This window comes from Methylobacter sp. (assembly GCF_004322395.1).
GTDB lineage: Bacteria > Pseudomonadota > Gammaproteobacteria > Methylococcales > Methylomonadaceae > Methylobacter_A.
Map to the genome: position 1 here is coordinate 1 of NZ_SCTW01000086.1, position 24,419 is coordinate 24,419.

A 24,419-nucleotide genomic window follows, 5' to 3' on the forward strand; every position below is an offset into this window, starting at 1 on the left:
GGAAGCGCTACCCGCTATTCGATTGTCCAATGAACAGGCAATTTGCATAAAGCACGGCCAGTCGCTCAACCTTTCGCTTGTCGATGATCTCAGCGGAAGCTCGGAAAGGCTGCAAGGAACGGTGCGAATGTATAATGATGCGGTATTTTTAGGCTTGGGAGAAATGCTAAGGGATGGTAAACTAGCGCCGAAAAAGTTGTTCAATATGAGCAACGGGCCGGTCTCGGCAACTGCTCAATGCATCGCCTAGCGCCTTTTTGATACATACTGTTTGAGCTATGCGCTCGGACAGAAAGAATACACCTGTTTCTACACCCTATCGTGGAATCAGTGTACTTAGCAAGTCGCCAATTGACGGCTTTATTTTTAATTTTTAATCTAAATAGGGATTACAAATGCCATTCACAGCAGAACAAAAAAAAGCGGTCGTAGAAGAGTATCGTTTATCAGAAACCGACACAGGTTCACCTGAAGTACAGATTGCTTTATTGACAGCCCATATCACTCACTTAACACCGCACTTTGCAGAACACAAAAAAGACAACCACTCACGTCGTGGACTGTTGCGCATGGTTAATCAGCGTCGTAAGTTGCTGGATTATTTAAAAAACAAGGACGTAACTCGTTACCGTTCATTGATTGATCGTCTGGGATTGCGCAAATAAACAGCGCAAAAAAAAACGGCACATATCTCTTGTGCCGTTTTTGTTTTAACACTTCATGGACCGAACAACAATTAACCAACCTCGCAAAGGAACCTTATAGTGAATCCTATCAGGAAAGAATTTCAGTACGGCGATCGACTCGTTAAATTAGAAACTGGTGAAGTAGCGCGTCAAGCGGACGGCGCTGTAATGATCGATGTAGATGGTACAACATTGTTAGTTACCGTTGTCGGCAAAAAATTGGCAAATGGCGGCGACTTTTTTCCGTTGACTGTTAACTATCAAGAAAAAGCCTACGCAGCCGGTAAAATACCGGGCGGTTTTTTTAAGAGAGAAGGCCGTCCCAGTGAACAAGAAACTTTAACTTCCCGGCTGATTGATCGGCCTATCCGTCCTCTTTTTCCTGAGGGCTATACCGACGAAGTTCAGATTATCGCAACCGTCATATCGTTGAATCCTGAAGTTAATCCCGAAATTCCTGCTTTATTGGGCGCCTCTGCTGCTTTGGCAGTGTCAGGTTTGCCTTTTAACGGCCCGGTAGGCGCAGCGACGGTCGGTTATAAAGACGGCGGCTATTTATTAAATCCAAGCCCTGCCGCATTAAAAGAATCGCAACTGGAGTTGGTTGTTGCCGGAACAGCACATGCCGTATTAATGGTTGAGTCTGAAGCGGACAACTTGTCCGAAGAAGTCATGCTCGGTGCGGTTTTATTCGGTCACCAACAAATGCAAGCCGCGATTAACGCGATTAACGAGTTTGCAGCTGCTGCGGGCAAAGGCGTGGTTGAATGGGTAGCTCCTGAAGTTAATGCGGAACTTAAAAAACTGGTAACGGCAGAAGTTGAAGCGGGCATTAAATCCGCCTATCAAGTTGCGGAAAAACTGGTCAGACAGGAGCTGTTGAAAGACATCAGAAATGCCGTCGTTGAAAAACTGACTGCAGAAGGCGAGTATGCGGAAAGCGCCATACGCGGCATTATCGAACACCTTGAATACCGCATCGTTCGTAACGCTATCCTTAACGAAAGCAAACGTATCGATGGACGCGATTTAGACAAGATCAGACCGATTACGATCAGAACCGGCGTACTGCCTAGAACCCACGGATCGGCATTATTTACCCGTGGCGAAACTCAAGCTTTAGTCGTTGCAACGCTGGGTACCCAACGCGATGCTCAAATCATTGATGCATTAGCCGGCGAGTACAAAGAGCCGTTCATGCTGCATTACAACTTTCCTCCGTACAGCGTTGGCGAAACCGGTTTTGTCGGTTCACCAAAACGCCGTGAAATCGGTCATGGCCGTTTGGCGAAACGCGGCGTTGCCGCCGTATTGCCTAATATGGATGAATTCCCGTACACCATCCGCGTGGTTTCCGAAATCACTGAATCCAACGGCTCAAGCTCCATGGCTTCTGTCTGCGGCAGCAGCTTGGCGTTAATGGATGCCGGTGTGCCGATTAAATCCCCCGTTGCCGGTATCGCGATGGGTTTGATTAAAGAAGGCGACAACTTTGCGGTATTGTCCGATATTATGGGTGATGAAGATCATCTGGGCGATATGGATTTCAAAGTTGCCGGTTCAGTAGATGGCATTACCGCGCTGCAAATGGACATCAAAATAGATGGCATTACTGCAGAAATCATGAAGACAGCTCTGGATCAAGCAAAGGCTGGCCGTCTGCATATTCTGGGCGAAATGAACAAAGCACTGTCCACCACGCGTGAAGAAATGTCCGACTTCGCGCCGCGTATCATCACTTTTAAAATCGATCCGGCCAAAATCCGTGAAGTTATCGGTAAAGGCGGCGCAACTATCCGCAGCATTACCGAACAAACCGGCGCCAGCGTTGATTTGACCGATGACGGCATCGTTAAAGTGGCATCCGTCGATAAAGCGGCTGGCGAAGAAGCGCGCCGTCTAATCGAAGAAATCACCGCCGAAGTTGAAGTCGGCAAAACCTACGAAGGCAAAGTAGTCAGATTAATGGACTTCGGCGCTTTCGTTACCATACTTCCCGGTAAAGACGGTTTAGTTCATATTTCGCAAATTTCAGATGAACGTGTCGATAAAGTCAGCGACAAACTCAATGAAGGCGATGTGGTCAGAGTTAAAGTGCTCGAAATTGACCGTCAAGGCAGAGTTAGATTGAGCATGAAGGAAGTCGAAGCGGAATAACCCAAGCTTTGTTTGCCGCTCTTAACAAAAAGGGTGGCATAAGGGGTAAAAAAGGGATTGCGATTCGTCGCAATCCCTTTTTTCGTTTATCCGTATAGTCCCGTGGTCGAGTAAGTGGAACGTATCCTTATGCATATATTCAATGTAAACAGATTGGTTAATTCACCAAAGATACAAAGGAAAACTAAGGTAAAAACTTCGTGTTCTCGGCAATTGCTCCATGCATTGCTCTACCTCCTGCATCCGTGCAGTCGTTCGTGTCTTCATGGTGTTATTTTTAAATTACCATAGTAAATAGAAATGATTAGCGACAGTCAAAAAATACAAATAGCGAAAAATTTCGCTAAGTTACATCAAACGCCATTTGCTGCATGGACGTCTGATGAGGATTATCCGTCAGATAATGATCGTTATTTAGCTGTTTACGAAAACCTTATTATGGGCGTTTACGGCGATTGCTATGGAGTTAACGCCGAGTATGATGAAGATGACAATTTAATACAGGAAGCGACAGAATTTGAAGTTGCGGTTGAAGGATTTGAATCAAAAGCAGGGCAGCCTGAAGTATTCTGTTTTGAAATAACCAGTGAATTGACAGGGATGAGTAAATTCATTGAAGATCATGGCAGATATGGTGATTGGTAGAGTGGATTAGCGGTAGCCGTCAATTATCTAATCAGTTTTAAGTTCTATGACGGTGGCATAGAGGATGGGCATCCGGTTTGCGGCAAGCCGGATATAAGTGAATATTACGTAAAATTAATAAATCAAGGAGATAATAATGAAAATAGTTAAAGAATTGCCAAAATTAACGAAAATTGAAATAGTGTTGAATGATGACGGGCATCATGTCATCAAAGACGTGAGTAATGGCGACACTCTGGACAAGTCATTTGATACCATTAAAGATGCAGTTGCTTACGCGGTTGGATCTTTCCTGATACCAGTAAATAGTAAATAAAGCTTATACGATACCAGTCAGAGAGCTGATTAACTTGGATAAGTAAGCCTTATACCGCTGCACGGTTTCCTGAAAATCTTCGGCGGTTCTGTCGCTTGTTAAAGTAGCCGTTTTTTCATTACTTAAATTCAGTTCGTAAGGGTAATTGCATAGAATACAAATTACTGCACTAAATCTGCACATCCGCCGCATTAATTTTCCGCATTCTCTTTGCCGTATCTGCATATCAACTGCGTAGATTGTATCGTGACCATAAACCAAAGGAGTCACGAGTCATGAAACAACGTTTTTATATCAAGCTAGGCATTATTTTTTTCCTGATTTTATGTTTGATGCTGCCGCAATCTTTTATGATGGATTTGGTAGGCGAACGCGTAGGTTGGCGGCAGCAAGCCTACCAAAGTATCGAGCAAAGTTGGCCGGGTAGCCAAACTATTGCTGGGCCGGTTCTTTCCATTCCTTACTATTTTACTTACAACGCCAAAGAAAAGATTATCGGCGCAGACAAAAAAGAAACGGAAATCATCAAGGAAATGACGGTGCATGATGTTTTATACATCATTCCCAAGCAGTTGAATATCGATAGCAAACTGGAAAGCTCATTACGTTATCGGGGCATTTATGGCGTACCGGTTTATACCAACGCTTTGCAGGTGACCGGAGAATTCAGTACCCAACCCATACTCGACCTGATTGCCAAGAATAAAGACTATAAAATTCGCTGGGACAAACCGCAAATATCGGTATTGGTGTGTGACCAGCGCGGGATAGCAACACCGCCAGTCCTGAACTGGAATGGAGAAAAGTTCGCTTTTCAACCGGGCGGCAATTTGCCGGGAACGGTTGCGGGAATGCATGTCGCTGTACCGGATCTGTCTCTGGAACAGGAGACCCGAATATCGTTCGCTTTCGATATGGAATTGCACGGCATGCGTTCGATAAACTTTGCATTATTGTCGGATAATACCAGTGTGCAGTTGGCGGCTAACTGGCCTCATCCGAGCTTTACCGGCGACTTGCTTCCTGAACAGCGCGACATCACCGATAAAGGATTTACCGCACAGTGGCGGGCCTCGTCATTTTCTTATGACGTGAGCAACGCGGTGGAGCGGTGCCGCAAGGGCGAGTGTTCAAGTTTAATGGAACGCGCTGTCGGTTTTGACCTGATTCAGCCGGTGGATGTTTATCAGCAATCCGAACGCAGCATCAAGTACGCCGAGCTGTTCATTATTTTGACTTTTGTCGCGTTGATTTTGTTTGAGTTACTGAAGAAAGTGCGCGTTCATCCGATTCAGTACACCCTTGTCGGCATGGCTTTGTTAGTATTTTATTTGTTACTGATTTCGCTCTCGGAACATATTCAATTTCTGCTTGCTTACGGGGTCGCAGCACTCTGTAGTACAGCTTTGCTGACATTTTATTTCGGCGCGATTTTACGCAGCCGCAAGCTGGGATTGATACTTGGAGCCGGCTTATCGATATTATATGTATCGTTGTACGTTATTCTTCAAGCTGAAGAAAGCGCCTTGCTAATGGGAAGTTTATTGCTGTTTATCGTGCTTGCCGGGTTAATGCTGGCGACCCGTCATTTTGATTGGTATGAACTGACAGGGCAGGGGGATGCGCCGGTGGGTGTGCAAAAATGAAATTCAAGACCATGAAAAAAACAGTTTTTTTATTGTTAATCGTTACCGTCGGTTATGTGATTCCGGCGAATCATATAATTCCAGTTGCAGGCGCAAGCACTACGGACTGGAACCCGGCATCCTTTTGGTATTCGCCCTGGGGACGTTCCGGGACACATAAAGGTATCGATATTTTCGCCAAGGAAGGCGCCGCTGTGTTGGCGGCGACCAATGGCGTGGTGGTTTATACTGGTTTTAATGACATGGGCGGTAATATCGTACTGGTGTTGGGACCGAAATGGCGTTTTTATTACTATGCGCACTTGCAGAGAATAGATACCGGCATTTTACGGCAGGTCAGCACGGGTGATATTATCGGGGCAGTTGGCAGTACCGGTAATGCCAAAGGAAAACCTCCGCATTTGCACTTTGCTGTACGGAGTTTGTTGCCATTATTTTGGCAATACGATGCCAGTAAAGCGCAGGCTTGGAATAAAATCTTTTACCTTGATCCCGGTGCGCTTTTAACCTGATAGTTATCCGTCTCGCCTGTTGAGAACATTGCGAGTTAGACCTTCCAGGTTTTAAAAACCTGGAAGGTCTTTGCATAACGCATGTTTGTCGCGAAATGCGAGCATCAGTAAATAACAAAAATAATTGCAGCACCCAGTAATCACTAAACCATGAACAAACATATCCTGATAGTTGATGACGACGCCCACATCCGCGAGGTAATCAGCTTTGCATTGGAAAAAGCGGGTATGCAAGTCACGCTTGCAGAAGACGGGCGGCAGGCATTGCAACAATTTAGCGCATCGGCCGCTGACCTGATCGTATTGGACATCAACATGCCGGAGTTTGACGGATTGGAAGTCTGCCGGGAAATCCGCAAAACCTCCGAAGTGCCGATTTTATTCCTGTCCTCGCGCGACGACGAAATCGACCGGATACTGGGCTTGGAAATCGGCGGTGATGATTATGTCACCAAGCCTTTCAGCCCGCGTGAACTGGTCGCGCGCATCAACGTTATACTCAAACGTATCAATGCCGCGCCCAAAACCGCCATTGAAACCAACAGCCTGCAACACGGCAAACTGTGCATGCAGGTTGAGCAGCACGTTATCAGCTGGAATGACCAAATTATCAGCCTTACGGCCACGGAGTTTGCGATGTTGCTGCTTTTAATGCGCCAGCCCAATCGCGTTTTTAGCCGCGACACAATTATGAACAGCGCCTATTCCAACAATGTCTACGTCAGCGACCGCACCATCGACAGCCATATCCGCCACATTCGCCAGAAACTGGGCGATGCAGGTTGCGAGGCGGTGATAGAAACCGTTCATGGCGTCGGTTACAAGCTCGCCTCATGCCAATAAATGACCAACTGCCGGTTCTAAATCGGCGTCTGTTTCGGCTCAGGAACATATTGCTGATTGTGATGTTAATGGTGTTGGGATTACCGCTGGGCGGACTGTATTTCTTCCGTATTTATGAAAATGAACTGGTGCAGCAAACCGAGCGGGAATTAATCTCACAATCCGCGGTGCTGTCTGCGAGTTTTCGTCAACTTGTGCGTAACCTTCATCATGATAAAAACATCTACGGGAAGATGCTGACCTCGCTGCCGCCGGAAAGCAATACTTACGACCCCGTCGTCCCGACATTGAGTCTGATTAACCCGATTGAACCGTCACGTCCCGAAGCACAGCCTACGCAGATTCCAGCCGATGAACTGGCACAACATATCGGCGTATTGATGCGTCAGGTGATGCTGGATACCCAACACATAACATTGTCCGGTATGCGATTGCTGGATATTAACGGCACGGTGATTGCCGGGCGTGAGGAAGTTGGGCTATCGCTTGCAGACATTCCTGAAGTCCGGCGCGCCTTAGATGGACATTATGCCGGGGCTATCCGGCAACGTATTTCCGATGAACCGCCGCCGCCTTTGCATTCAATGAGCCGGGGAACCTATATTCGGGTGTTTGTCGCCTTTCCGGTGCTTGAAAACCGGCACCTGCAAGGTGTCATTTATCTATCGCGCACGCCGGATAATATTCTCAAGCATTTGTTCGCAGTCAGGAAAAAGGTGTTCATTGCCTTTATCTGTCTGCTGGGCTTGGTCGTGGCGCTGGTACTGTTGGTGTCGGCCACTATTTCGCGTCCCATTCGTGAACTGATTCAACAGACGGAACGCATCAAACAAGGCGAGCAAAAACTGCTCGAACCATTGAAAAACCCAGTCACCTACGAAATCGCCCAGCTCTCGGAAAGCTTTGCCGGCATGTCGCAAGCCTTGGCCGAACGTACCGATTATATTCGGCGTTTTGCGAGTCATGTTTCGCATGAATTCAAAACCCCGCTGACTTCTATGCAAGGCGCGCTGGAATTGTTGCAGGATCATCCGGACACCATGCCCGCAGAACAGCGCCAGCGCTTTATCGACAATATCTTAGCCGATACCCAACGTCTCAGGCAGTTGGTTAATCGCCTGCTGGAACTCGCCCGTGCCGACGCGTTGGAACCGAGCCGCCAGCATAGCAATCTGCATGCTGTGCTTGACGCACTGCAAAACCGTTATTCAGAGCGCGGCTTGCAACTCAGTTACACCGATCTACCCGAAACAATATTGGCGATTGCCCCGGATGCGCTGGAAATGGTGCTTATCAACCTGTTCGAAAACAGCTTGCAACACGCGGCAAGCCAGCTGGAAATAAGCGCCGAATTTTATGAAAACACCTTGCAACTCAGCTTGCATGACAATGGCACCGGGGTTTCACCCGCCAACCGCAACAAGATATTCACCCCGTTTTTTACCACGCGCAGAAATGCCGGCGGTACAGGCTTGGGATTGGAAATCACGCTTTCATTGTTGAAAGCCTACGGAGGCAAGATTGAACTGGCGCAAAGCGAGCAGGGCGCTTTGTTTGTACTGAGTTTGCCGCTAAGTCGGTTGAATAAGCCAGTATTGCTGTAAAGCTGCTAATGGTTTGGATTTTTCATATCTAAAATTTTCAATATGATGTCAATCGTATTAACCGTAAAGTTTCAATCCATCCCCAGCTTAACACCTATCAGTTTAACGAGAATATCCAATACGTCGTTCCGGCAGGGATTGCCGGAATCCAGAAGCCAGGGATGGCAAGGCTCAGATCACATCCATGTGTCCTAGATACCGGCAGTCCATGCCGGTATGACGTGCTATTTAAGAAAAGCGATAGGTGATAAGCCATCCCCGGCGGTTAGGCCGAGAGATTCTATTTTTTGATATACTAATTACAGCTTAAACAAACAGGAGACCGTCCTTATGATTACTCTTGAACCTACTACAGAGCAACGAATCCGTCAGGCCGCTACTGAATCAGGGTTAACCATTCAGACATTCCTTGATCTGCTAATAGAGCGTTATATGTGCGACAAGCTGGATATACAGCAAGCCGACCTTGCCTTATCGCAAGCAGGTGAAATCTCGCTTGATGAGCTCAAAGCCAAATATGACTTATAAAGCCATCCTTAAACCCCATGCTGAAAAGCAATTTGCCAGATTGCCCAAAGACATCCAGAAGCGCTTATTCGCCGCTTTTCTAATTTTGGTTGATAACCCGCGTCCCTATGGCTCGATCAAGCTTCAAGGCAATACCGATTATAATCGTGTTAGGGTAGGGGATTACCGCATTGTTTACGCCATTGATGACCAAGAGCTTAAAGTCTTAGTGTTAAGCCTTGGTCATCGTAGCGACATTTACGATAAACTTTAAACTTCAGCAGGAGGCTAATCGTTTTAATCCACGCCCGACGGTTAGCAAGTAGCCCGGATGAAGTTTACGGAATGCGGGGGATTTGTGCTTAATCAAGTAACCTAGAACCAAACCGTTCCATCAACAGGCGAAGTACATTTGCGCTGGTATAAGCCGCATATTGTTGATAATCGTCATCTTTACCAGAATCGGCAAAATCGCAAACAGCCTTGAGTGCGAACGGCTGAGGCTGGGGTTTTGACGCTCTATGGGCAGCAGCATACATTCCGTAAATTTCCATCTCTACACCCACTAGCCCGCGATGTTGAATTTTGATTTCATTAATAACCTCTCCATCAGCAAGTACCGCAGAACCTGATGCGACTGGACCGATAACGATTTTTGGAACTACTGGCGCATTAGGATAATTGGAGGCGATTTTCGTCAGTGCTTCGCGGTCTCCACATATTTGTTGAACGTGCGTCCGCACCTTCTCAGATGGGTGTAATTGATCTGGTGCAATTGAGAATTGTGAATTTTCTTTATCGCGATTCCTTTTCCCGCTTTGAAAATCCCAAGCTGGATCAGCGAGAAGTACATCGCCGTAATTTACTTTGCCTTTTACTCCTGCACAGATGCCGCACATAGCAATTAAACGAGGTCGAAGCTGGGAAATAAGAGTCGCACTTTGTAAAGCAGTTGAAATCATTCCCATACGTGGTGCGAAGGTAGCGCAGATGGTAATTTTGCGTTGATCTACTTCAAAATAGCCATCCCGAACAAAGGTTATATCATCAAGAGGTCGTGGAGATGACCAATTCCACGGAAGTTTAAGAACCTCTTCCAGCTCTGGCTTTTCGAGTGCGCAAATAATCGCCAGATCAACCCCATAACTAGGCTGTTCTGTAGTGATTTTCTTTTCTTCGTTTAAGATATAGCTGACACAGTTAATTGTTCGGTTTATCCATTCGTCACTGCTTTCTGAGAATTCAACGACAGTCCAAGTCTGCTTTTCAAAGTGTGTCGTTGCGTCCCCCGCAATTTCCTTGTCAGCCGTAATACCAAGAATACGCCCAGGTTTATGGTATTCATTACCTTCGTGTAATTCGAAAAGTAGGTCAAGCGAGGATTGAATTTCTGGCTCGCTCTCTGGTCGAAGTGGCAACAAGATGTCGAGGATAAGTAGGTCATAATAAGTTTCTTGGAGACGATCCCGCGCTCCCTTCGCACTGGATTCAATGTTGACGCTATCACACTCCACACCAATACCTGCGAGTGCATCAATGAAACGCTTATAACGAGATGCCTGATCATCGGCTATCAATATTTTCATTTACTTGTTTCCTTATGAATATCAAAATCAGCCAGTGCTTTTCTTAATTCAGTTTTCCATTCGTCGTAAGTTGAGTTGTAGTGCAGCACTCCCTTGAGACACAGAGGGAATTCTTTTTCCCATTCAGCACGCAGTTGTGAAAGATCAACAGGATTACCCGCTTCTCTCAGGAAGGCTTCATAGCCTGTTATCACTATAGTTGGGCAGATAATTTCGGTCATCGTCATATGGCGCAGTATTTCGATACCTCCGAAGCCTTGGGGTCTACCACCGCTCTCACGTTCCCCAATATCGAAGGTTGGCAATGACATATCGAGTAGGAGCAAGTCAGGTAATTTTTTTTCAAGCGCATCAAGCGCCGAATTGACTGACTGCGCAGTAGTAATGATTAAGCCTGGGCTTAGGCTTGTCAGGAATCGTTCGATATGAGTGCGTTTCGGCGCCTCGTCTTCGACTAATAAAATGTGGATGCTATTCACGATAGTTTTCCTGTTAATCTGGTGTTTGCACGATCATCGAATAAACTACCGACAATTGAAACTGACCTGTGTCAGTGAAACCAAAGTCTATCTGCCCTTTAGAAGACTGACGTAGAACTACTGCGGCTAGTTTTAAAAAGCCGCTTCCCCCCTCTCGGCGTGTGTGCCGCCCGAAGTTGCCTATATCGATAAGTTTTTGGATTCTGCGAAGCTCTTCATCATGCATCGCACGATTCTGCACTTTAGAATCACTTAGTACTTTGATTGTAAGCGTACCGTTTTCGATATTTGCTTGAACATTCACTTTTACCTTCGGCTTTTTAAGCCCCGAATGGGCTCTCACGTTGTCCAAAGCTATAAATAGCACATCATGAACGAAAACAAGGCTACTTGCTTGCATCTCAAGGTCGCCATCGACATAAGGAGGTTCAATGTCAGGCTCAAAAGCTCGTTGGCATTTAAGTGCGGAATCAATGGCGATATTAACTATCTGTTCAAGCTTAAAAAGTCGTTTTTGAGCTTCTAAATCGGCATGTAAAAACCATTTTGCTGCATCATCAAGCTTGTGTTGAACTTCGGTTGAACAATTGCCGATCTGTATGTCAAATTCTAGGGAAGCTGAATCTTGCTCTACATGTCTTCGCACGGTTGCACGAAGTTCATCAAAACCTTCCGTAATTTTTGTCTTCAAGTCATCTGAAATAAAGCACCTAACCTTATTTAGTGATGGTTCGATCGCAGCCCAAATCACTGCAATGGCGGTATCAATAAAGTCTGGCAGTGTGGTGTCGATCTGATCGATTGCACGCACAATGGAAATCAGTTGAGGGGTAAGTTCCAGATTTAATAGACCGCTAGGTCGTTCAAGAGAATTCACATGGAAACTATTTTTTGCATTGGTTAGTGTGTCATCGAAATTAGCCGCAAATTTTGAGAATGCATCGTTTAAAGCTTCTTTTGCTTCTGAATTGCTACAGACAAGCTTTTCTAGCCAGAACTCGTTACGATGATAGCTACCAGATTCCGACTCGCGTGTAGTAATTATATGGGTTGTTTCTAGTGGGCTTCGTATCAGACCTGTAAACGACTGATGCCTAACACGCTTGCTCAGGTAGAAGTCGAAACCGAAACTAGGATTATTCAAGAACTCCTCACTCAAGCGATGTAACATACTGACAAGTACAGCGTCCGCCTCGTTTTCTGGTGTAAAGGTAGAACGCTGAGACGATGCCGCCATCGCAATTTCCTTTAGAACATCGTCAAAATTCTGAATCGTGCCAACATTTACCTCCAAAAGATCACGGTAGCGGGCATAGTCTTCGGATAATTCTCTGGTCGCCCATCGTGATAATGCTTCGGTGTCTACATAAATGCGGGTACGGTCAATAATTCGTTGCCCCTCATCAAGTGCCAACTGGTTTGAAATCCATATCACCTCATTTTGATAGGCGTCGGAGTTGATAGGATCGATATCGCGTAGAGCTGCACAAACAGCTTGTCGCTCCTCCATCACCTCACGCGAGCTTTTTAAAATCCTACAGCTGTCAAGAATGTTAGGGACACACACATCTCTTAAAAAATAAATAAGCTGCTGCTTCTGAAATCCATCAGCTAAATCAACTAACTCTGAAGGGCGTGTTACCCCATGTGTTTTGAAAACTGCCCCAGTAGCGAAGCGGAGGCGTGATGCAATCTCGTTGTCCTCATTTTTACTCCATAAAAGGTGCAATGCTATTGGTGTCGCAAGAGGTGTTGACACGGCTTTATAGTCAGACCAAGTGTAATGTTCAAACGTGGGGAGAATAGGAAGTAATCGGCAGTTAGACTCACTGCAAGCCCCTTCATGAGCAATTAGCGTAATAACGTTTTGTCTATCGCCTAAACAAAAGTAGGCGTGTAGCAACATTGAAGAGGCTATCGATCTGAGCGGCTCTGATTCCAGATTAGGATTTTGAGTACCGATAATATCAACTACCTGTTGATATTGTCCTTCACGTAGTAGACAAGCAACGGTAAATAATATGGGAGCTGTTTGGCTCACGTTGGTGGAAACATATTCAACATGCTGGAATGACTGCCAAGCGGAACCTGTTGGACTCACACTACAACTTTCTGTCTGGATAGTAAGATTTGATAGGGTTGTATTCGGGACTAAATCTTCCACGCCAATTGTCGGGCTGTTCATACTTATCAGCCAAGGTTGCCAAGGGTCATCAGGTCGTGACCGGCGAAGTAGCGGTAGCAAATCGGTAAGTCCTGCTGCGGTAGGAAGTCCATATAGGTTAATAGCAAGCTTCCCCAACAGTCCAAATGAATCATCTGAAATATCACATCGGCACAAAACTCTGCTAATAAGCCACGAAATATCGTTTGGACGATGAAATTCTCTTTCTCGGGGACGGGTGGTGTGAGCGAAGGCTAGTCCTGCGTATATGAACTGCCACAGATCAATGCCGTATGGCGCTCTTAAAGTTCGCCGTGCAATTTGTGCTGCAAGCCGTGCATTACCAATGAACAACGCATCGGATATTTCTGTTCTCCGAGGACTAAACTTTACAGGGAAATCACTTCCACCCAACACCCGTGCGATTTTTGCTAAGCGAAAATCAGTGATATGGGTGAGGTCATGTAAACATTTCGCCAGTACTTTATGAGCTTTATGAAGATTATCGCGGCGGGAGATTTCCTGAGCAACCGCGACGAAAGTCTCGTAAACATCAATACTAGAGTGGCTTTGCTCAACACGGAGAATGTCGGCTAATCCCGATTCAGAGACTGACCATTCACCTGCCAAACGGTAACGAGCATAGGTCTTAACAGATGGATCATAATACTGATGCCTGTCAATTCGAACCTTGATGTCATCGCAAAATTTTGCGAGAGTTGATCTATCTTCGTTTCTCACACTGGTGTGATATGCCACGAAACGGAGTAGGCCATTTTTGTATATACCTCGAACTTCAGCAGTGTATCGTTTTTGTTGTTCAAGACCGCCAGCTTGATGTTCAAGGGCAATGCGAAGCTGGACAGACCAAAGAGAAACACCGAAAACAAGTTCTATGTGCTTTAGAGCTTCAATTGCCGCATTGAATTTACCTGTGAATACAAGACGCTCCAATTCTTCAGCTTTTAGCCGAAAATCTTTATATAGAGCCGCATTAGCCTTGATTCGAGCCGTGATCCAAAGAAGTTCGGACTCTAATGATGCTACAGGTGCTTTAGTATAAATCCCCGCTAACTCATCATAACCAATTGGCACTTGCGAAATGCCTTCTATTTGCACTTCCATCTGATGATTCATCCAACTTAAAAAATCATCAAACTGAGATTGATGTATGGCAATCCGTGTATCAAGCAGCAAGTCGCGTAGTCTCGAACGAAATCGACAAGAAGGAGAGGATTTACGATCTTTCACAAACCCTCGTGATCTATAGTCTGAAACAAGCCCACGAAATTTGTTTTTTTGTTCAATGAAAGCTTTAGAAGGCAAAGGACATCCTCTCAATTTTTTTCAAGCAAGACAGTTTTAGGAACAATTCGGATTGGGCATGCAATACCCTTGCTAGATATATGCATACACCGTATTTCATCGTGTAATACTGCGAGATTATAAAAACGTGGGACAGTGCTGTAGGTTGGGTAGAATGCAATATAGCACAACATAAAAGTCTTGGTTTTTGCATGATTTTGTTCATTCTACCGCACTTCTTACGCCGACAAAAACAGCAACAACGGATTATCAGGAACTTCCTTGAACCCGAAACGTAAGTAATAACCTGCCGCCTGTTCATCTATCGCATCGACGAACAGGCCGATACCGCCCGCCTCAGTATAGATTCGCCGGGCACGGGTCAGGGCATCGACTAATAGCAACTCGCCGAGGCCTTTGCCATGATATTGTTGATCGACAGCCAGACGTCCTAGCCGTACACCCGGAATACGCCGCGGCAGTTTCTTGCGACTGGCCTCGGGCAGGTGGCGGTTTTCGAGCTCGGCGAGCGTTAACGCATAATAGCCGCAGATGCGCTCCGGCGTTTGCTCGCAGGTCGCAACGAAAGTCTTCGATAAGCCCTTTTCCTGGTGTTGGCGTGCGACCCGCAGCAGCCAGTCGTTTAGTTCCTGGCGGCCGCAGTCGAAGTCCTGCCTGTCATGGTTCCCAGTTAAAGGCTGTATCTGCATCGTCTCGCTTCGCCTTATCGTAGCGCTTCATAGCCGCTTCTAATTTGGAATTGGGCTCGGGCGGGTTTTCTATCAGGTCGAGCAGCCAGCTCCAGTCTCGCGGAGACAGCCGGATAACTTCCTCTCTCTCGATAACAACTTGAGCTTCTTTCAGTGCCGACTGCACTAGAAACTGATTGACTGTGGAACCTGTTAGTTCTGCGGCGCGGCACAATGTTTCATAGACTTCATGGGGTACTCGAGCACCGATACGGTCTTGTTTGACAATGGTGGTTCCCATCATCACCTCCTCCTACATGGTATTGAGCGTAAAGTATATCGTTGTTGTCATTTTGGCGCCATCTAATTTCAATGGCAAAGGCGGTACTCACTTAACTTATATAATGCGCGGATTTCGAGTTGTTAACGATTTTGCATCATCACATCATATTAAAATGTGATCGTAGTTATGTGGGGGGCGAGACTGTGAAAGTAGGGCATTATTTATCGAAAGAACCGTAGATGCACTTATCTGAAGCTGCATCTACGGTTTACAGCTTAATGGCTGTGAACTTTATGCATATTCCCAGACTTACCTTTCTTGCCTTGGCTAGAAGGTAATATCTCCACCAATTCCATCATGCCGTTGTCCTCGTGGCTGACATTATGGCAATGCTCTACCAGAGCGCCGGTGTAGTCCAAAGGTTGTTGCAGGAACTGCACTACTTCACCGTAATTGTTTAACGGGGTAGCTCCTGTCAGTCCGCCGGGGAATGAACAACCGCCATTTGTTTCGGCGACGCCGGCGCAATTAACCAGCAGGGTATCGCGCCAAACCGGGAACGGATATTTCAACTGGCCTCGCGATACCAATTGAAATGAGTTGATGTGAATGTGGAACATATGGGTATCGACAGCGCTTTGTATGGCCCATTTATCCACTTGATTCAAGGCAAGGTTGCGCTGGCTTCGGAGAGGGTTGAACACTCTGCCGTTGACTACCGAAGCGCCGCCGTCTTTGTCCGCATAGGTATTGGTGGTAAAGCCGTAGGTTACGCCCTGGGTCGGTAACTGCGGACTTTGCTCTTCGGTGATAGTCGCCGGTGCAGTCAGTTTGTTAAGCTCCGCTTGGCTGGGAACTGCCATGTTATAGACTATTTCGCTCGCGGACTCGGTTACCGATACGGTAAGAATCGGCGTTGCATTGGTATATGCCGACGCTTGGCATAATTGCCCGATTGGAAGGCCTGCGCCTGCAACTGAGGAATCATACAAACCGTAAGTGCCTGGTTTGGTGGGCGCCTTGACCATCAGGTCCAAGCGCTGTCCTGCGGCCAGAAACAGCAACTCGTTGTTCAATATGTCATTGCCGTTAACAGGATTAGCCACAGGCGTGTTACCGATGAGTACCGGCAAGTCGGTAGTGTTTGTTGTCGGGCGTTGCAAGGCTACGCCGTCGGTCGCCAATACATAGGAGGCCGGTGAAGGCGCGGTTGTGCCGTTCAGGGGCAGAAAACACATCGGCACTACATTGCCGATGGTGCCGTTGATGACCCGCCATAGCTGAGCCTCATTGGTGCGCATCGAAATGGAAGGCTGGAATTGCCCGTTGACCGATATGGCGTTGTTGGTGACTGTTGGGGTAGGCAAATTCGAGCCGCCGAAAGCGCAGCCTGTATTATTGCCATAAACGCTCATACAGGTAATTTGATAGGGATCTGTGGAATCGCCTTTGTGGTCTCCATCATATTGAACTTCCTGGAGCATTAAGATTTGCTCTTGGGCCGCCTTTACTGGCGGTAAGCTTTCCAATCCGTGTTTGGGGTCTTCGACAATCAACGCCCCGGCAAAGCCGTCGGCTAAATGCATGGATACCGCGCCGTGTTTGTGGGCGTGGTACCAGTAGGTGCCGGATGGGTGATTGGCGGGGATGGCGTATGAATACTTGTAATGTCCGGTTACGCAGTTTGCCTTGCCGCTTTCCTGGCGGCATTGGCCAAGCGGGGTGAACGGGGTGTCTTGCGGGTAAATGCTGATCAATACATTGTCGCTAGGGCTGTTGGGGGATACATGCAAACCGTGCGTGTGCAGGTTGATGACATCGAAACCGTGCGGATTGGTCATGCTATGGCTGCCGTCTCCTTCGGATTCGCTGTAACTGAGGCTGTTGATCAGTTTGGCATCGAATTTGTCGCCGGGGCGGATGCGCAATGTGGGGCCAACCAGCAATCCGTTGGGCTGAGATGCAGTGGGTTTGCTGTCGGTCAGCTTAATGCCTCGTGCTTTTACTACCGGATTGGTTAAGTCCTTCGATGTCGGCGAGGGGCCGGTCAAAGTATATGCCTCGGATTTAACTTCCAGCTCAACCTTTAAAGATTTGCTTTGCGGGTCGGAGCTAACCGACTGCGGTAGCTGTAATGGTGCGCCATCGGCTAAAACGGCGAGAGGAGCAGTCATTGCTCCCATAATAGCTAAGCCCGCCAGTTTCCTTGTTGTTTTCTTTCGCATTTTTATTCTCTCATAGTTGTTTTTGTATTCAACCCAGCCACTAATTATTAAGGTTATCGTTATAGCTGGACGCCGTAGCGGCTAAGGTTTTTAATGAGGCATAACCACGGCGCAGGTAAGTTACCATACTTCATTAGGAATCAAAAATGCATAAAACCGCAGCTATTGCGTTATGTTATGCAGCTTTTTTGTCGGCGATTGCAAGAAAAAACAGGTGAAAATGTTAGAGCAATAACTTTGCAGCGGGAATATGTTGGGTTACGGCGCAAAAAGACGCGCCTTAGCAACTGTGTTAAAAATCAAACTGTCTTTGCAAAATCAGGGTTCCATTCGCTCTCTGTTTTCGCCATGGAATTTAGGAGAGTTAATAGTTTTCTCATGCAGGCGATAAGAGCCACCTTTTTGAGCTTACCATTGCCAAGTAGGCGCTGATAAAATTCCCTGATGGGCTTATTAAAACTCATCGTCGCCATATAAAGCGTTGACCGGATTAGCTCCCGCCCACCAAATATGACTCTGCGTCCTGTTTTTTTTGCCACTATCCTGACAATAAGGCGCTAAACCTACCAAAGCGACAACTTCCTTATTGGACAGATTGCCCAGTTCAGGTAACTGAGTCACTAATGTTAATGCCGTTACTTCGCCAACACCTTGCACTTGCATCAATTGTTCCTTATGTCTCCCTAAGCTGTCATCGTCTTCAATATAAGTCTTGATCCCAGGGTAATCGCGCTTAAATTTTAATTATTTAAAATCAATATGATATGAACTTCTATTTCGTGATTTTTTTACATTAAATCACGAAATTTGAAAGAGCCGCATCTCCAACTAATTGATTATAAAGGTCAAGATAATTTAAGCGCGATTGCCCTGCGTAACATCAGTTAATAATTGTAAAAATAGATTTTAAAGTATATTATCCTGACTGTTTTACTATGGATCTTAATATTTTAGCTATACTTGGGCTGAGGGGTCTGAGACTGGAGCACCGGATATGTTGGTCATATTGGAGCCGGTAAATTCTGAAAATGAGTCAGCGTTGGAGTCTGGCTAGAGTTGTATTTTGCCGTTTATTAGGATTATGAATATGGGTAAAATAGCTCGTTAGGCGGCGGAGTTTATTGAAAGGTGTGGCCTTTGAATGCCGATTATGGCTTTAGCATAGGAATTCACCCAGTCATTGCCGATCTGTTTGGGAATCCGAATTTGTTGCATCACTAAAAGAATGTGGCAACGCATTATCAAACTCTCTTGGGAACAGATGCTTTCCGTCTTTCTTAAAACCCTTAGGGTCAATAACAAATACTAATAAATGCAAAGAGAGAATCTTTATGCCTTCGCAAACGTCGAATTGCCAAGCGCGCTATGATGAGCGCATTATCCCTTTTATTACCGATGATGGCGTAGAACTAAACCTGATTAATGTCCAAGGACGGAAAGCGCCGGAAAAAGGCCCGGTCATATTGGTGCATGGTGCTGGTGTGCGCGCCTCTATATACCGGGCGCCGGTGGCGACAACCATAGTCGATGCGCTGATCGAACAGGGCTATGATGTGTGGCTGGAAAATTGGCGGGGCAGCATCGCTTTTCCCCCGAATTTATGGACGCTGGATCAGGCGGCCCTTTACGATCATCCCAAGGCTGTAAAGACCATTATTGCCGAAACCGGTGCGGACAAGGTCAAGGCCATCATCCATTGTCAGGGTTCGACCAGTTTTACGATGTCGGCCCTCGCGGGGCTTGTACCCGAAGTCACTACTATCGTCAGCAATGCCGTTTCCCTGCATCCGGTTGTGCCGGGCTGGTCTTCGTTCAAGCTTCAATACCTGTTACCGCTCGTCAAACTGTTTACGCAATACCTGAACCCACACTGGGGCGTTGAAGCGCCCGATCTGGCTGCAAAGCTGATTACCCTGCTGGTCAATATGACGCATCATGAATGCCATAACGCCGTTTGCAAACAGGTCAGTTTTACCTACGGCAGCGGTTTTCCCGCTTTGTGGAGCCATGAAAATCTGAATGAAGAAACCCATGAGTGGCTGAAAGAAGAATTCGGCGCCGTGCCGCTGCGTTTTTTCGAGCAGATCACCCGCTGCACTCGGCAGGGTCATCTTGTTTCCGTGGAGGGCTTCAGCGAATTGCCCGAGGATTTCATAAAGGCCGCGCCAAAAACTGACGCCAGGTTTGCGTTCTTTGCCGGGGAGAATAACCGTTGTTTCCTGCCGGTTAGTCAGGTCAATACGTACAACTATTTTTCCGGGTTGCGCCCCAATTATCATTCGCTCCATGTGCTGCCCGGCTACGGTCATCTGGATGTGTTCATGGGCAAGAATGCGGCTCGGGATACTTTTCCTTTGATCATCGAAGAACTCAATAAAGATTAATTCATAACAACAATAAACACTGCGCTAAAAATCAACGGCGCCAAGGGAGATAAGATCATGTTTTGCATGCCAAAACGAATTAAACAATATGCGGGTCGCTTTTCACTGGTCGATGGCATTCCATTCAAGCTGCCCGTCGCCGCCACCAATTCACCGGCCTTGATGGCGGTATTCCCGATCAATCCGGAAAAAGCCAAGGCGTTTCTACCCAAAGGCATCCATCCCTTCCGTTTGTGGAACACCGGGTTGCTGATAGTGACCGTTATCGATTACCGCGAGACGCCTATCGGAAAATACGTCGAATACAGCATCGCCATAGCCTGCACACATGGCGAGAAACCGGCGCCAAGATTACTGCCGGGTCTGTTCATGAATTTCTTCAAGACCGGCCAATACGTCGTCGACTTACCGGTATCGTCCGAAATATCCGTTAAAGGCGGCAAAGGCATTTGGGGCATGCCGAAGCACCAAGGGCATCTGGATTTCAAAATCACCGATGACAAGATCAGCAGCCAGTATGACCTGGACGGCAAACTGGTGACTTATGTCGAAATAGAGCCACCGAAAACGACCTGCATACCGGTCAAGATGCGCGCCTCCAATTACTGTTCATTCCGCGGGATGCTGATGAAGTCGGACATTCTGCTCGATACTAAATGCGGCGTCCGCCTGTTAAAAAATGCCAAAGCCCGCTTTGTCATTGGCGATCATCCCCGCTTGCAGGCCATGAAGGAGCTGGAAATCGGCGACTCTATTGCCACGGTTTTCCTGCCTTCCATTACCGGCACGCTCGATGATCATATCGAAAGCTGGTTTCTCGATTTAGATCAGTTGCCCGAAAAAGCCCCGGAAGGCTTTGAATCCGTGATCAATCTGGGATTGAGCGAAGAATGGCTATCCCCGCCCGATGCGCCGGTTCCACCGGTATAATTTTTATGGCAATAATCAATAGGCAGGAGTAATAGTTATGGCGGCACAAGCCCACATTCCTCAAGGCGCGGCGGCAGATGACAGCCGATTGCCTAAAAGGGCGCTCATTCTACCGGGAGGCGGTATGCGTTTGTCATACGCAGCCGGCGCGTTAGCCGAAATTTTTGCGCATGACCTTAAATTTCAGCATATGGACGGTACTTCCGGAGGTTCGCTCAATCTGGCCATGCTACTTTCCGGCTTGAAGATAGATGACATCTGCGAACGCTGGCGCACCTTGAACATGCGTAAGACGATCTCTTTCCTGCCATTGGGCAATTATATCTGGCCGCCAAGATTTGTCGCCGCAGGTTCCGCAGCCGCTTTTCGTGAAAAAGTCTATCCGCATCTGGGCATCGATTTTGAAAAAATCCGCGCCGCGGAGGGCGTGCAGGGCACGTTTAACGTCTGCAACTTCGGCCAGAAAATGAATGAAGTCATCCTACACCAGGATATGATGGAGGATTTTCTGGTGGCTGGCATGTCGTTGCCCGGTACGCTGCCGCCCGTCACGATCAAGGATGCGGTTTATCTGGATTCAGGATTTATCCAGGATGCCAATTTGCTGGAGGCCGTCAAGCGCGGTGCCAATGAATTGTGGCTAGTCTGGGTTATGGGCAATATCCCAAGCTACCGAAGCGGCCCGCTGAATGCCTATGTGCAACTGCTGGAAATGAGCGCAAACGGTGCTTTGATTAAAGAACTTCAACAAATCAAGGATATTAATGCCCGCATAGCCAATGGCGAACAACTCTATGGACATCAACAACCCATCACTCTTCATCTGATTAAACCCGCGCACCCGCTACCACTGGACTCGGCGTTGTATACGGGGGCAATCAGCCATAACGATCTGATCGAAATGGGGCGAACCGATGCGAGAGCTTATTTTAACAGCATGAAACCGGAGGGGGTTCCGTTTGAACCTTATATACTAAAAATGACAACACAAAAAACAGGTCTTCAATTTAAAGAAACAATGAAGGGCGGTTTTTCGCTCGATGCAGTTGACCCTCGGGACGGCCAAACAAAAGGCAAGCAGGCGAATACCCAATTAGCCATGCACGCTACTGTTAGCATCGACGATATGGATGCTTTTGTTAAGGATGCCAATCATCCTGGCCACTTAACCGGCACAATCGATTTTGCGCCATTGGGTATGGGCATGGTCGCCAATACCGGTGTATTCAACCTGTTCAAGCCTACGGACGACCCGAAATTGACCTTGATGGTTTATGAGCTGGGTTTTGAACATCAGGGCGAAGCCTATTACCTGGCCGGCAGAAAGGAAGTGCGCGATGGCTCGGTATTCAAACTGTGGCCGGAGACCACCACCTTGTATACCCAATTGCACAAGGGCGCCGATAAATCAGGGGCAATTATCGGCGCAGGCATTCTGACCTTAGGCGCGGTTGATCTGACGAAGCTGGTGTCGACTCTGACTGTCACGCATGCCGATAGCTTCCAGGAAAAAATAAAGACACTAGGCGTTTTCAGCGGCTTCTTTATGCGGGAACTTTGGGATACGTACGTTAAGCAGGCACATAAAACCAGCGCAAAAGCCTAAATTCAGTCCTGAATTTTTAAAATAATTTAATAAAAACAAAAAAAGTATCTGGGAGAATACGATGGATATCAAATACGATTACGAAGCAATTGTCATCGGCAGTGGTTTTGGCGGGTCAATCAATACCTGCCGTTTAGCAAAAAAATGGCCTGGCAAAGTTATGCTGTTGGAACGCGGCAAGCGCTACCCCATGGGGTCTTTCCCGCGCTCTCCGCGTGGCATGGCCAACAATTTCTGGAATCTTCTGCCGGAAAAGCGCAACAGGCCGAAAAATATCGCCGACAAGGAAACGCACGGCATGTTCGATATACGCAACTTTGAACACATCGATGCCTTGGTCGGTGCAGGCTTGGGCGGCGGCTCACTGATCTATGCCAATGTCTTTCTTCAGCCCCCCGATGAAGTGTTTGACCAAAGCTGGCCGGAGACTAGCAAAAAAGAAGCTTTGCAACCATATTACGCGGTCAGCAAGAAAGTCCTGGGTGCCAGGCCTGTGCCGCAAGGTGACGATCCGCGTAGACAAGTTATACGCACGGGCTTGTTTCAGGAATTCGCTAAGGCGGACGGCCGCGAGTCGCAATTGCTCGATATCAACGTATTCTTCGGCAATGACTTCGACAATCCGACAGATATAGGCGTACAGGAGAAAAATCGTTACGGCGCGCTGCAAACTTCCTGCGTCTATTGCGCCGAATGCGACCTGGGCTGTAACACGCAATCGAAAAATTCGCTGGATTTGAATTATCTGCATGTTGCTGAAACGCGTTATAACGCCGCGATTAAAACCGAAGTCCTCGGTGAAAAAATAGTGCCCCTGGATGCGCAAGGCAATGAAAATTTCGCCGCCAGCGGCGAGTTCGGTTACCGGGTTTATTGGCAGGATTTGAATGATGGCCATGCGCAGCACAGCGCAGTAACCCGCCGAGTGGTGGTTTCGGCCGGCACGCTAGGCTCAAACGAGCTGCTGATGCGCTGCCGTGATGTTTACAAAACACTGCCCAATATCAGCCAAAAGCTGGGCCAGCATTTTTCAGGCAATGGGGATTTTCTCTCTTTTGTTATCGATGGCGACAAACCCGCCGACCCCAATTACGGGCCGGTCATTACCCAGGGCACCGATTATAATCTGTTCAAAAATTTCAATCGGGATCATGCCTTTATATTGGAGGATGCCAGCTACCCCAATTTTGCCGCCTGGTATACAGAAGGGCTTAAGCCCGGCTTTTCGCATTTCAGCGCCTTTATCCGAACCGCTAAAATGGCAATTGCCCGCTTCATGCAGGGCATCACCAACGGGCAGATCGGCTATGCCTTCAATGAATTGCTGAAAGGCGATCTTTCCTATACCAGCAGCGTTTTGTTGTGTATGGGCATAGATAAAAGCAACGGGGTCATGGAATTGAACGATGACGGTTTTCTGCATGTGAAATGGCCTTATAAAGACAGCATGTCCCTGTATCAGACCATCCTCGATATGGGCAACCGATTCAAGGAGTGGAGCGGGGGGAAAGCATTCATCCCCCTGCCGAATTGGTTATGGCCTATGAAAAGCAATATTACTGTCCATTCCTTGGGCGGTTGCCGTTTAGCGAATGACCCCGCGGAAGGCGTCACCAGCGCGGCAGTCGATACCTTTGGCCAGGTGTTCGGTTATACCGGCTTATATGTTGCGGATGGGGCGTTATTGCCGACGGCAGTGGGAGCCAATCCGGTTGCGACGATCTGTGCATTGTCGGAGCGCGTCGCGGAAGGTATTACCGGCATCAAACCGGATGCGGATTTATAACCCTCGTTTTTCTCATTTATGCTGGTCGTCTGTTGATTGAGCCTTTTGCACAGATCAACAGACGAT

At 47.3% G+C, this 24,419-nt stretch carries 22 protein-coding genes and 1 pseudogene; 15 read left to right on the forward strand and 8 right to left on the reverse strand.

From position 1 onward, the window contains the following. The 11 genes from EPO18_RS12025 to EPO18_RS12075 all read left to right on the forward strand — a co-directional run. Nucleotides 1–250, forward strand: a 250-nt coding sequence (locus EPO18_RS12025; RefSeq protein WP_292433615.1) for a tRNA pseudouridine(55) synthase TruB, incomplete at its 5' end; no start/stop codon positions are given. Nucleotides 251–395: 145 nt separating this feature from the next. After that, nucleotides 396–665, forward strand: coding sequence for a 30S ribosomal protein S15 (gene rpsO, locus EPO18_RS12030; protein WP_292433616.1), 270 nt, complete (start codon nucleotides 396–398; stop codon nucleotides 663–665). A 99-nt stretch (nucleotides 666–764) separates the two neighbouring features. After that, a complete protein-coding gene (pnp, locus tag EPO18_RS12035; RefSeq protein WP_292433617.1) occupies nucleotides 765–2,843 on the forward strand; it encodes a polyribonucleotide nucleotidyltransferase in 2,079 nt (692 codons plus the stop codon). A gap of 300 nt (nucleotides 2,844–3,143) precedes the next feature. Beyond that, nucleotides 3,144–3,488 carry a hypothetical protein gene (locus EPO18_RS12040; protein ID WP_292433618.1) on the forward strand — a complete coding sequence of 115 codons (345 nt, stop codon included), beginning with the start codon at nucleotides 3,144–3,146 and terminating at the stop codon, nucleotides 3,486–3,488. A gap of 136 nt (nucleotides 3,489–3,624) precedes the next feature. Beyond that, on the forward strand, nucleotides 3,625–3,804 hold the full coding sequence (locus tag EPO18_RS12045; protein ID WP_292433619.1) for a hypothetical protein: 180 nt from the start codon (nucleotides 3,625–3,627) through the stop codon (nucleotides 3,802–3,804). A gap of 275 nt (nucleotides 3,805–4,079) precedes the next feature. Further along, a complete protein-coding gene (creD, locus tag EPO18_RS12050) occupies nucleotides 4,080–5,450 on the forward strand; it encodes a cell envelope integrity protein CreD (RefSeq protein ID WP_292433620.1) in 1,371 nt (456 codons plus the stop codon). Nucleotides 5,451–5,461: 11 nt separating this feature from the next. Further along, a complete protein-coding gene (locus tag EPO18_RS12055; protein ID WP_292433621.1) occupies nucleotides 5,462–5,962 on the forward strand; it encodes a M23 family metallopeptidase in 501 nt (166 codons plus the stop codon). Nucleotides 5,963–6,112: 150 nt separating this feature from the next. Beyond that, on the forward strand, nucleotides 6,113–6,805 hold the full coding sequence (locus EPO18_RS12060) for a response regulator transcription factor (RefSeq protein WP_292433622.1): 693 nt from the start codon (nucleotides 6,113–6,115) through the stop codon (nucleotides 6,803–6,805). After that, nucleotides 6,796–8,409: a HAMP domain-containing sensor histidine kinase gene (locus EPO18_RS12065; protein WP_292433623.1), complete on the forward strand. Its 1,614-nt coding sequence runs from the start codon at nucleotides 6,796–6,798 to the stop codon at nucleotides 8,407–8,409. Before EPO18_RS12060 ends, EPO18_RS12065 begins: the two co-directional genes overlap by 10 nt. A 330-nt stretch (nucleotides 8,410–8,739) precedes the next feature. Next, a complete protein-coding gene (locus tag EPO18_RS12070) occupies nucleotides 8,740–8,937 on the forward strand; it encodes a hypothetical protein (RefSeq protein WP_292433624.1) in 198 nt (65 codons plus the stop codon). Further along, on the forward strand, nucleotides 8,909–9,190 hold the full coding sequence (locus EPO18_RS12075; protein WP_292433625.1) for a type II toxin-antitoxin system RelE family toxin: 282 nt from the start codon (nucleotides 8,909–8,911) through the stop codon (nucleotides 9,188–9,190). The genes EPO18_RS12070 and EPO18_RS12075 overlap by 29 nt, the downstream gene beginning before the upstream one ends. Before the next feature lie 88 nt (nucleotides 9,191–9,278). On the opposite strand, the gene EPO18_RS12080 is transcribed toward EPO18_RS12075, so the two are convergent. From EPO18_RS12080 to EPO18_RS12110, 8 genes and pseudogenes are all read right to left on the reverse strand, one after another. Then, a complete protein-coding gene (locus EPO18_RS12080; protein ID WP_292433626.1) occupies nucleotides 9,279–10,502 on the reverse strand; it encodes a 5'-methylthioadenosine/S-adenosylhomocysteine nucleosidase family protein in 1,224 nt (407 codons plus the stop codon). After that, entirely contained in the window at nucleotides 10,499–10,981 is a 483-nt protein-coding gene (locus tag EPO18_RS12085) for a response regulator (protein WP_292433627.1), read from the reverse strand. Before EPO18_RS12085 ends, EPO18_RS12080 begins: the two co-directional genes overlap by 4 nt. A gap of 13 nt (nucleotides 10,982–10,994) precedes the next feature. Beyond that, nucleotides 10,995–14,396 (reverse strand): hypothetical protein, encoded by a 3,402-nt coding sequence (locus tag EPO18_RS12090; RefSeq protein ID WP_292433628.1) that lies wholly within the window; start codon nucleotides 14,394–14,396, stop codon nucleotides 10,995–10,997. Nucleotides 14,397–14,689: 293 nt separating this feature from the next. Further along, nucleotides 14,690–15,160, reverse strand: coding sequence for a GNAT family N-acetyltransferase (locus EPO18_RS12095; RefSeq protein ID WP_292433629.1), 471 nt, complete (start codon nucleotides 15,158–15,160; stop codon nucleotides 14,690–14,692). Beyond that, the gene (locus tag EPO18_RS12100; RefSeq protein WP_292433630.1) at nucleotides 15,129–15,443 is read right to left on the reverse strand and encodes a type II toxin-antitoxin system TacA family antitoxin; all 315 of its coding nucleotides are present in this window, start codon (nucleotides 15,441–15,443) and stop codon (nucleotides 15,129–15,131) included. Before EPO18_RS12100 ends, EPO18_RS12095 begins: the two co-directional genes overlap by 32 nt. A gap of 254 nt (nucleotides 15,444–15,697) precedes the next feature. Next, nucleotides 15,698–17,647 carry a multicopper oxidase family protein gene (locus EPO18_RS12105; RefSeq protein WP_292433631.1) on the reverse strand — a complete coding sequence of 650 codons (1,950 nt, stop codon included), beginning with the start codon at nucleotides 17,645–17,647 and terminating at the stop codon, nucleotides 15,698–15,700. A gap of 299 nt (nucleotides 17,648–17,946) precedes the next feature. Continuing rightward, nucleotides 17,947–18,177, reverse strand: a pseudogene (locus tag EPO18_RS20815) (hypothetical protein); the annotation flags it as partial. Next, complete coding sequence (locus EPO18_RS12110) at nucleotides 18,101–18,310, reverse strand: transposase (protein WP_292433632.1); 210 nt, start codon at nucleotides 18,308–18,310, stop codon at nucleotides 18,101–18,103. The gene EPO18_RS12110 and the pseudogene EPO18_RS20815, both read right to left, overlap by 77 nt. 668 nt (nucleotides 18,311–18,978) lie before the next feature. Between EPO18_RS12110 and EPO18_RS12115 the strand changes: the two genes are divergently transcribed. The 4 genes from EPO18_RS12115 to EPO18_RS12130 all read left to right on the forward strand — a co-directional run bounded on the left by EPO18_RS12115 (nucleotide 18,979) and on the right by EPO18_RS12130 (nucleotide 24,353). Beyond that, nucleotides 18,979–20,031, forward strand: a complete 1,053-nt coding sequence (locus EPO18_RS12115) for an esterase/lipase family protein (protein WP_292433633.1) — start codon at nucleotides 18,979–18,981, stop codon at nucleotides 20,029–20,031. Between the two features lie 66 nt (nucleotides 20,032–20,097). Beyond that, nucleotides 20,098–20,961 (forward strand): acetoacetate decarboxylase family protein, encoded by an 864-nt coding sequence (locus EPO18_RS12120; RefSeq protein WP_292433634.1) that lies wholly within the window; start codon nucleotides 20,098–20,100, stop codon nucleotides 20,959–20,961. 37 nt (nucleotides 20,962–20,998) lie between these two features. Beyond that, entirely contained in the window at nucleotides 20,999–22,567 is a 1,569-nt protein-coding gene (locus EPO18_RS12125; RefSeq protein ID WP_292433635.1) for a patatin-like phospholipase family protein, read from the forward strand. Nucleotides 22,568–22,628: 61 nt separating this feature from the next. Continuing rightward, nucleotides 22,629–24,353, forward strand: coding sequence for a GMC family oxidoreductase N-terminal domain-containing protein (locus EPO18_RS12130; RefSeq protein ID WP_292433636.1), 1,725 nt, complete (start codon nucleotides 22,629–22,631; stop codon nucleotides 24,351–24,353). Nucleotides 24,354–24,419 lie beyond the last annotated feature (66 nt).

Coding starts and splice junctions, on each gene's coding strand:
- EPO18_RS12110 (WP_292433632.1), bottom strand. CDS start 18,310: ATGCAAGTGCAAGGTGTTGGCGAAGTAACGGCATTAACATTAGTGACT.
- EPO18_RS12045 (WP_292433619.1), top strand. CDS start 3,625: ATGAAAATAGTTAAAGAATTGCCAAAATTAACGAAAATTGAAATAGTG.
- EPO18_RS12080 (WP_292433626.1), bottom strand. CDS start 10,502: ATGAAAATATTGATAGCCGATGATCAGGCATCTCGTTATAAGCGTTTC.
- creD (WP_292433620.1), top strand. CDS start 4,080: ATGAAACAACGTTTTTATATCAAGCTAGGCATTATTTTTTTCCTGATT.
- EPO18_RS12070 (WP_292433624.1), top strand. CDS start 8,740: ATGATTACTCTTGAACCTACTACAGAGCAACGAATCCGTCAGGCCGCT.
- EPO18_RS12125 (WP_292433635.1), top strand. CDS start 20,999: ATGGCGGCACAAGCCCACATTCCTCAAGGCGCGGCGGCAGATGACAGC.
- EPO18_RS12100 (WP_292433630.1), bottom strand. CDS start 15,443: ATGATGGGAACCACCATTGTCAAACAAGACCGTATCGGTGCTCGAGTA.
- EPO18_RS12130 (WP_292433636.1), top strand. CDS start 22,629: ATGGATATCAAATACGATTACGAAGCAATTGTCATCGGCAGTGGTTTT.
- EPO18_RS12095 (WP_292433629.1), bottom strand. CDS start 15,160: ATGCAGATACAGCCTTTAACTGGGAACCATGACAGGCAGGACTTCGAC.
- EPO18_RS12060 (WP_292433622.1), top strand. CDS start 6,113: ATGAACAAACATATCCTGATAGTTGATGACGACGCCCACATCCGCGAG.
- EPO18_RS12040 (WP_292433618.1), top strand. CDS start 3,144: ATGATTAGCGACAGTCAAAAAATACAAATAGCGAAAAATTTCGCTAAG.
- EPO18_RS12075 (WP_292433625.1), top strand. CDS start 8,909: ATGAGCTCAAAGCCAAATATGACTTATAAAGCCATCCTTAAACCCCAT.
- EPO18_RS12120 (WP_292433634.1), top strand. CDS start 20,098: ATGCCAAAACGAATTAAACAATATGCGGGTCGCTTTTCACTGGTCGAT.
- EPO18_RS12105 (WP_292433631.1), bottom strand. CDS start 17,647: ATGCGAAAGAAAACAACAAGGAAACTGGCGGGCTTAGCTATTATGGGA.
- rpsO (WP_292433616.1), top strand. CDS start 396: ATGCCATTCACAGCAGAACAAAAAAAAGCGGTCGTAGAAGAGTATCGT.
- EPO18_RS12115 (WP_292433633.1), top strand. CDS start 18,979: ATGCCTTCGCAAACGTCGAATTGCCAAGCGCGCTATGATGAGCGCATT.
- EPO18_RS12065 (WP_292433623.1), top strand. CDS start 6,796: ATGCCAATAAATGACCAACTGCCGGTTCTAAATCGGCGTCTGTTTCGG.
- EPO18_RS12055 (WP_292433621.1), top strand. CDS start 5,462: ATGAAAAAAACAGTTTTTTTATTGTTAATCGTTACCGTCGGTTATGTG.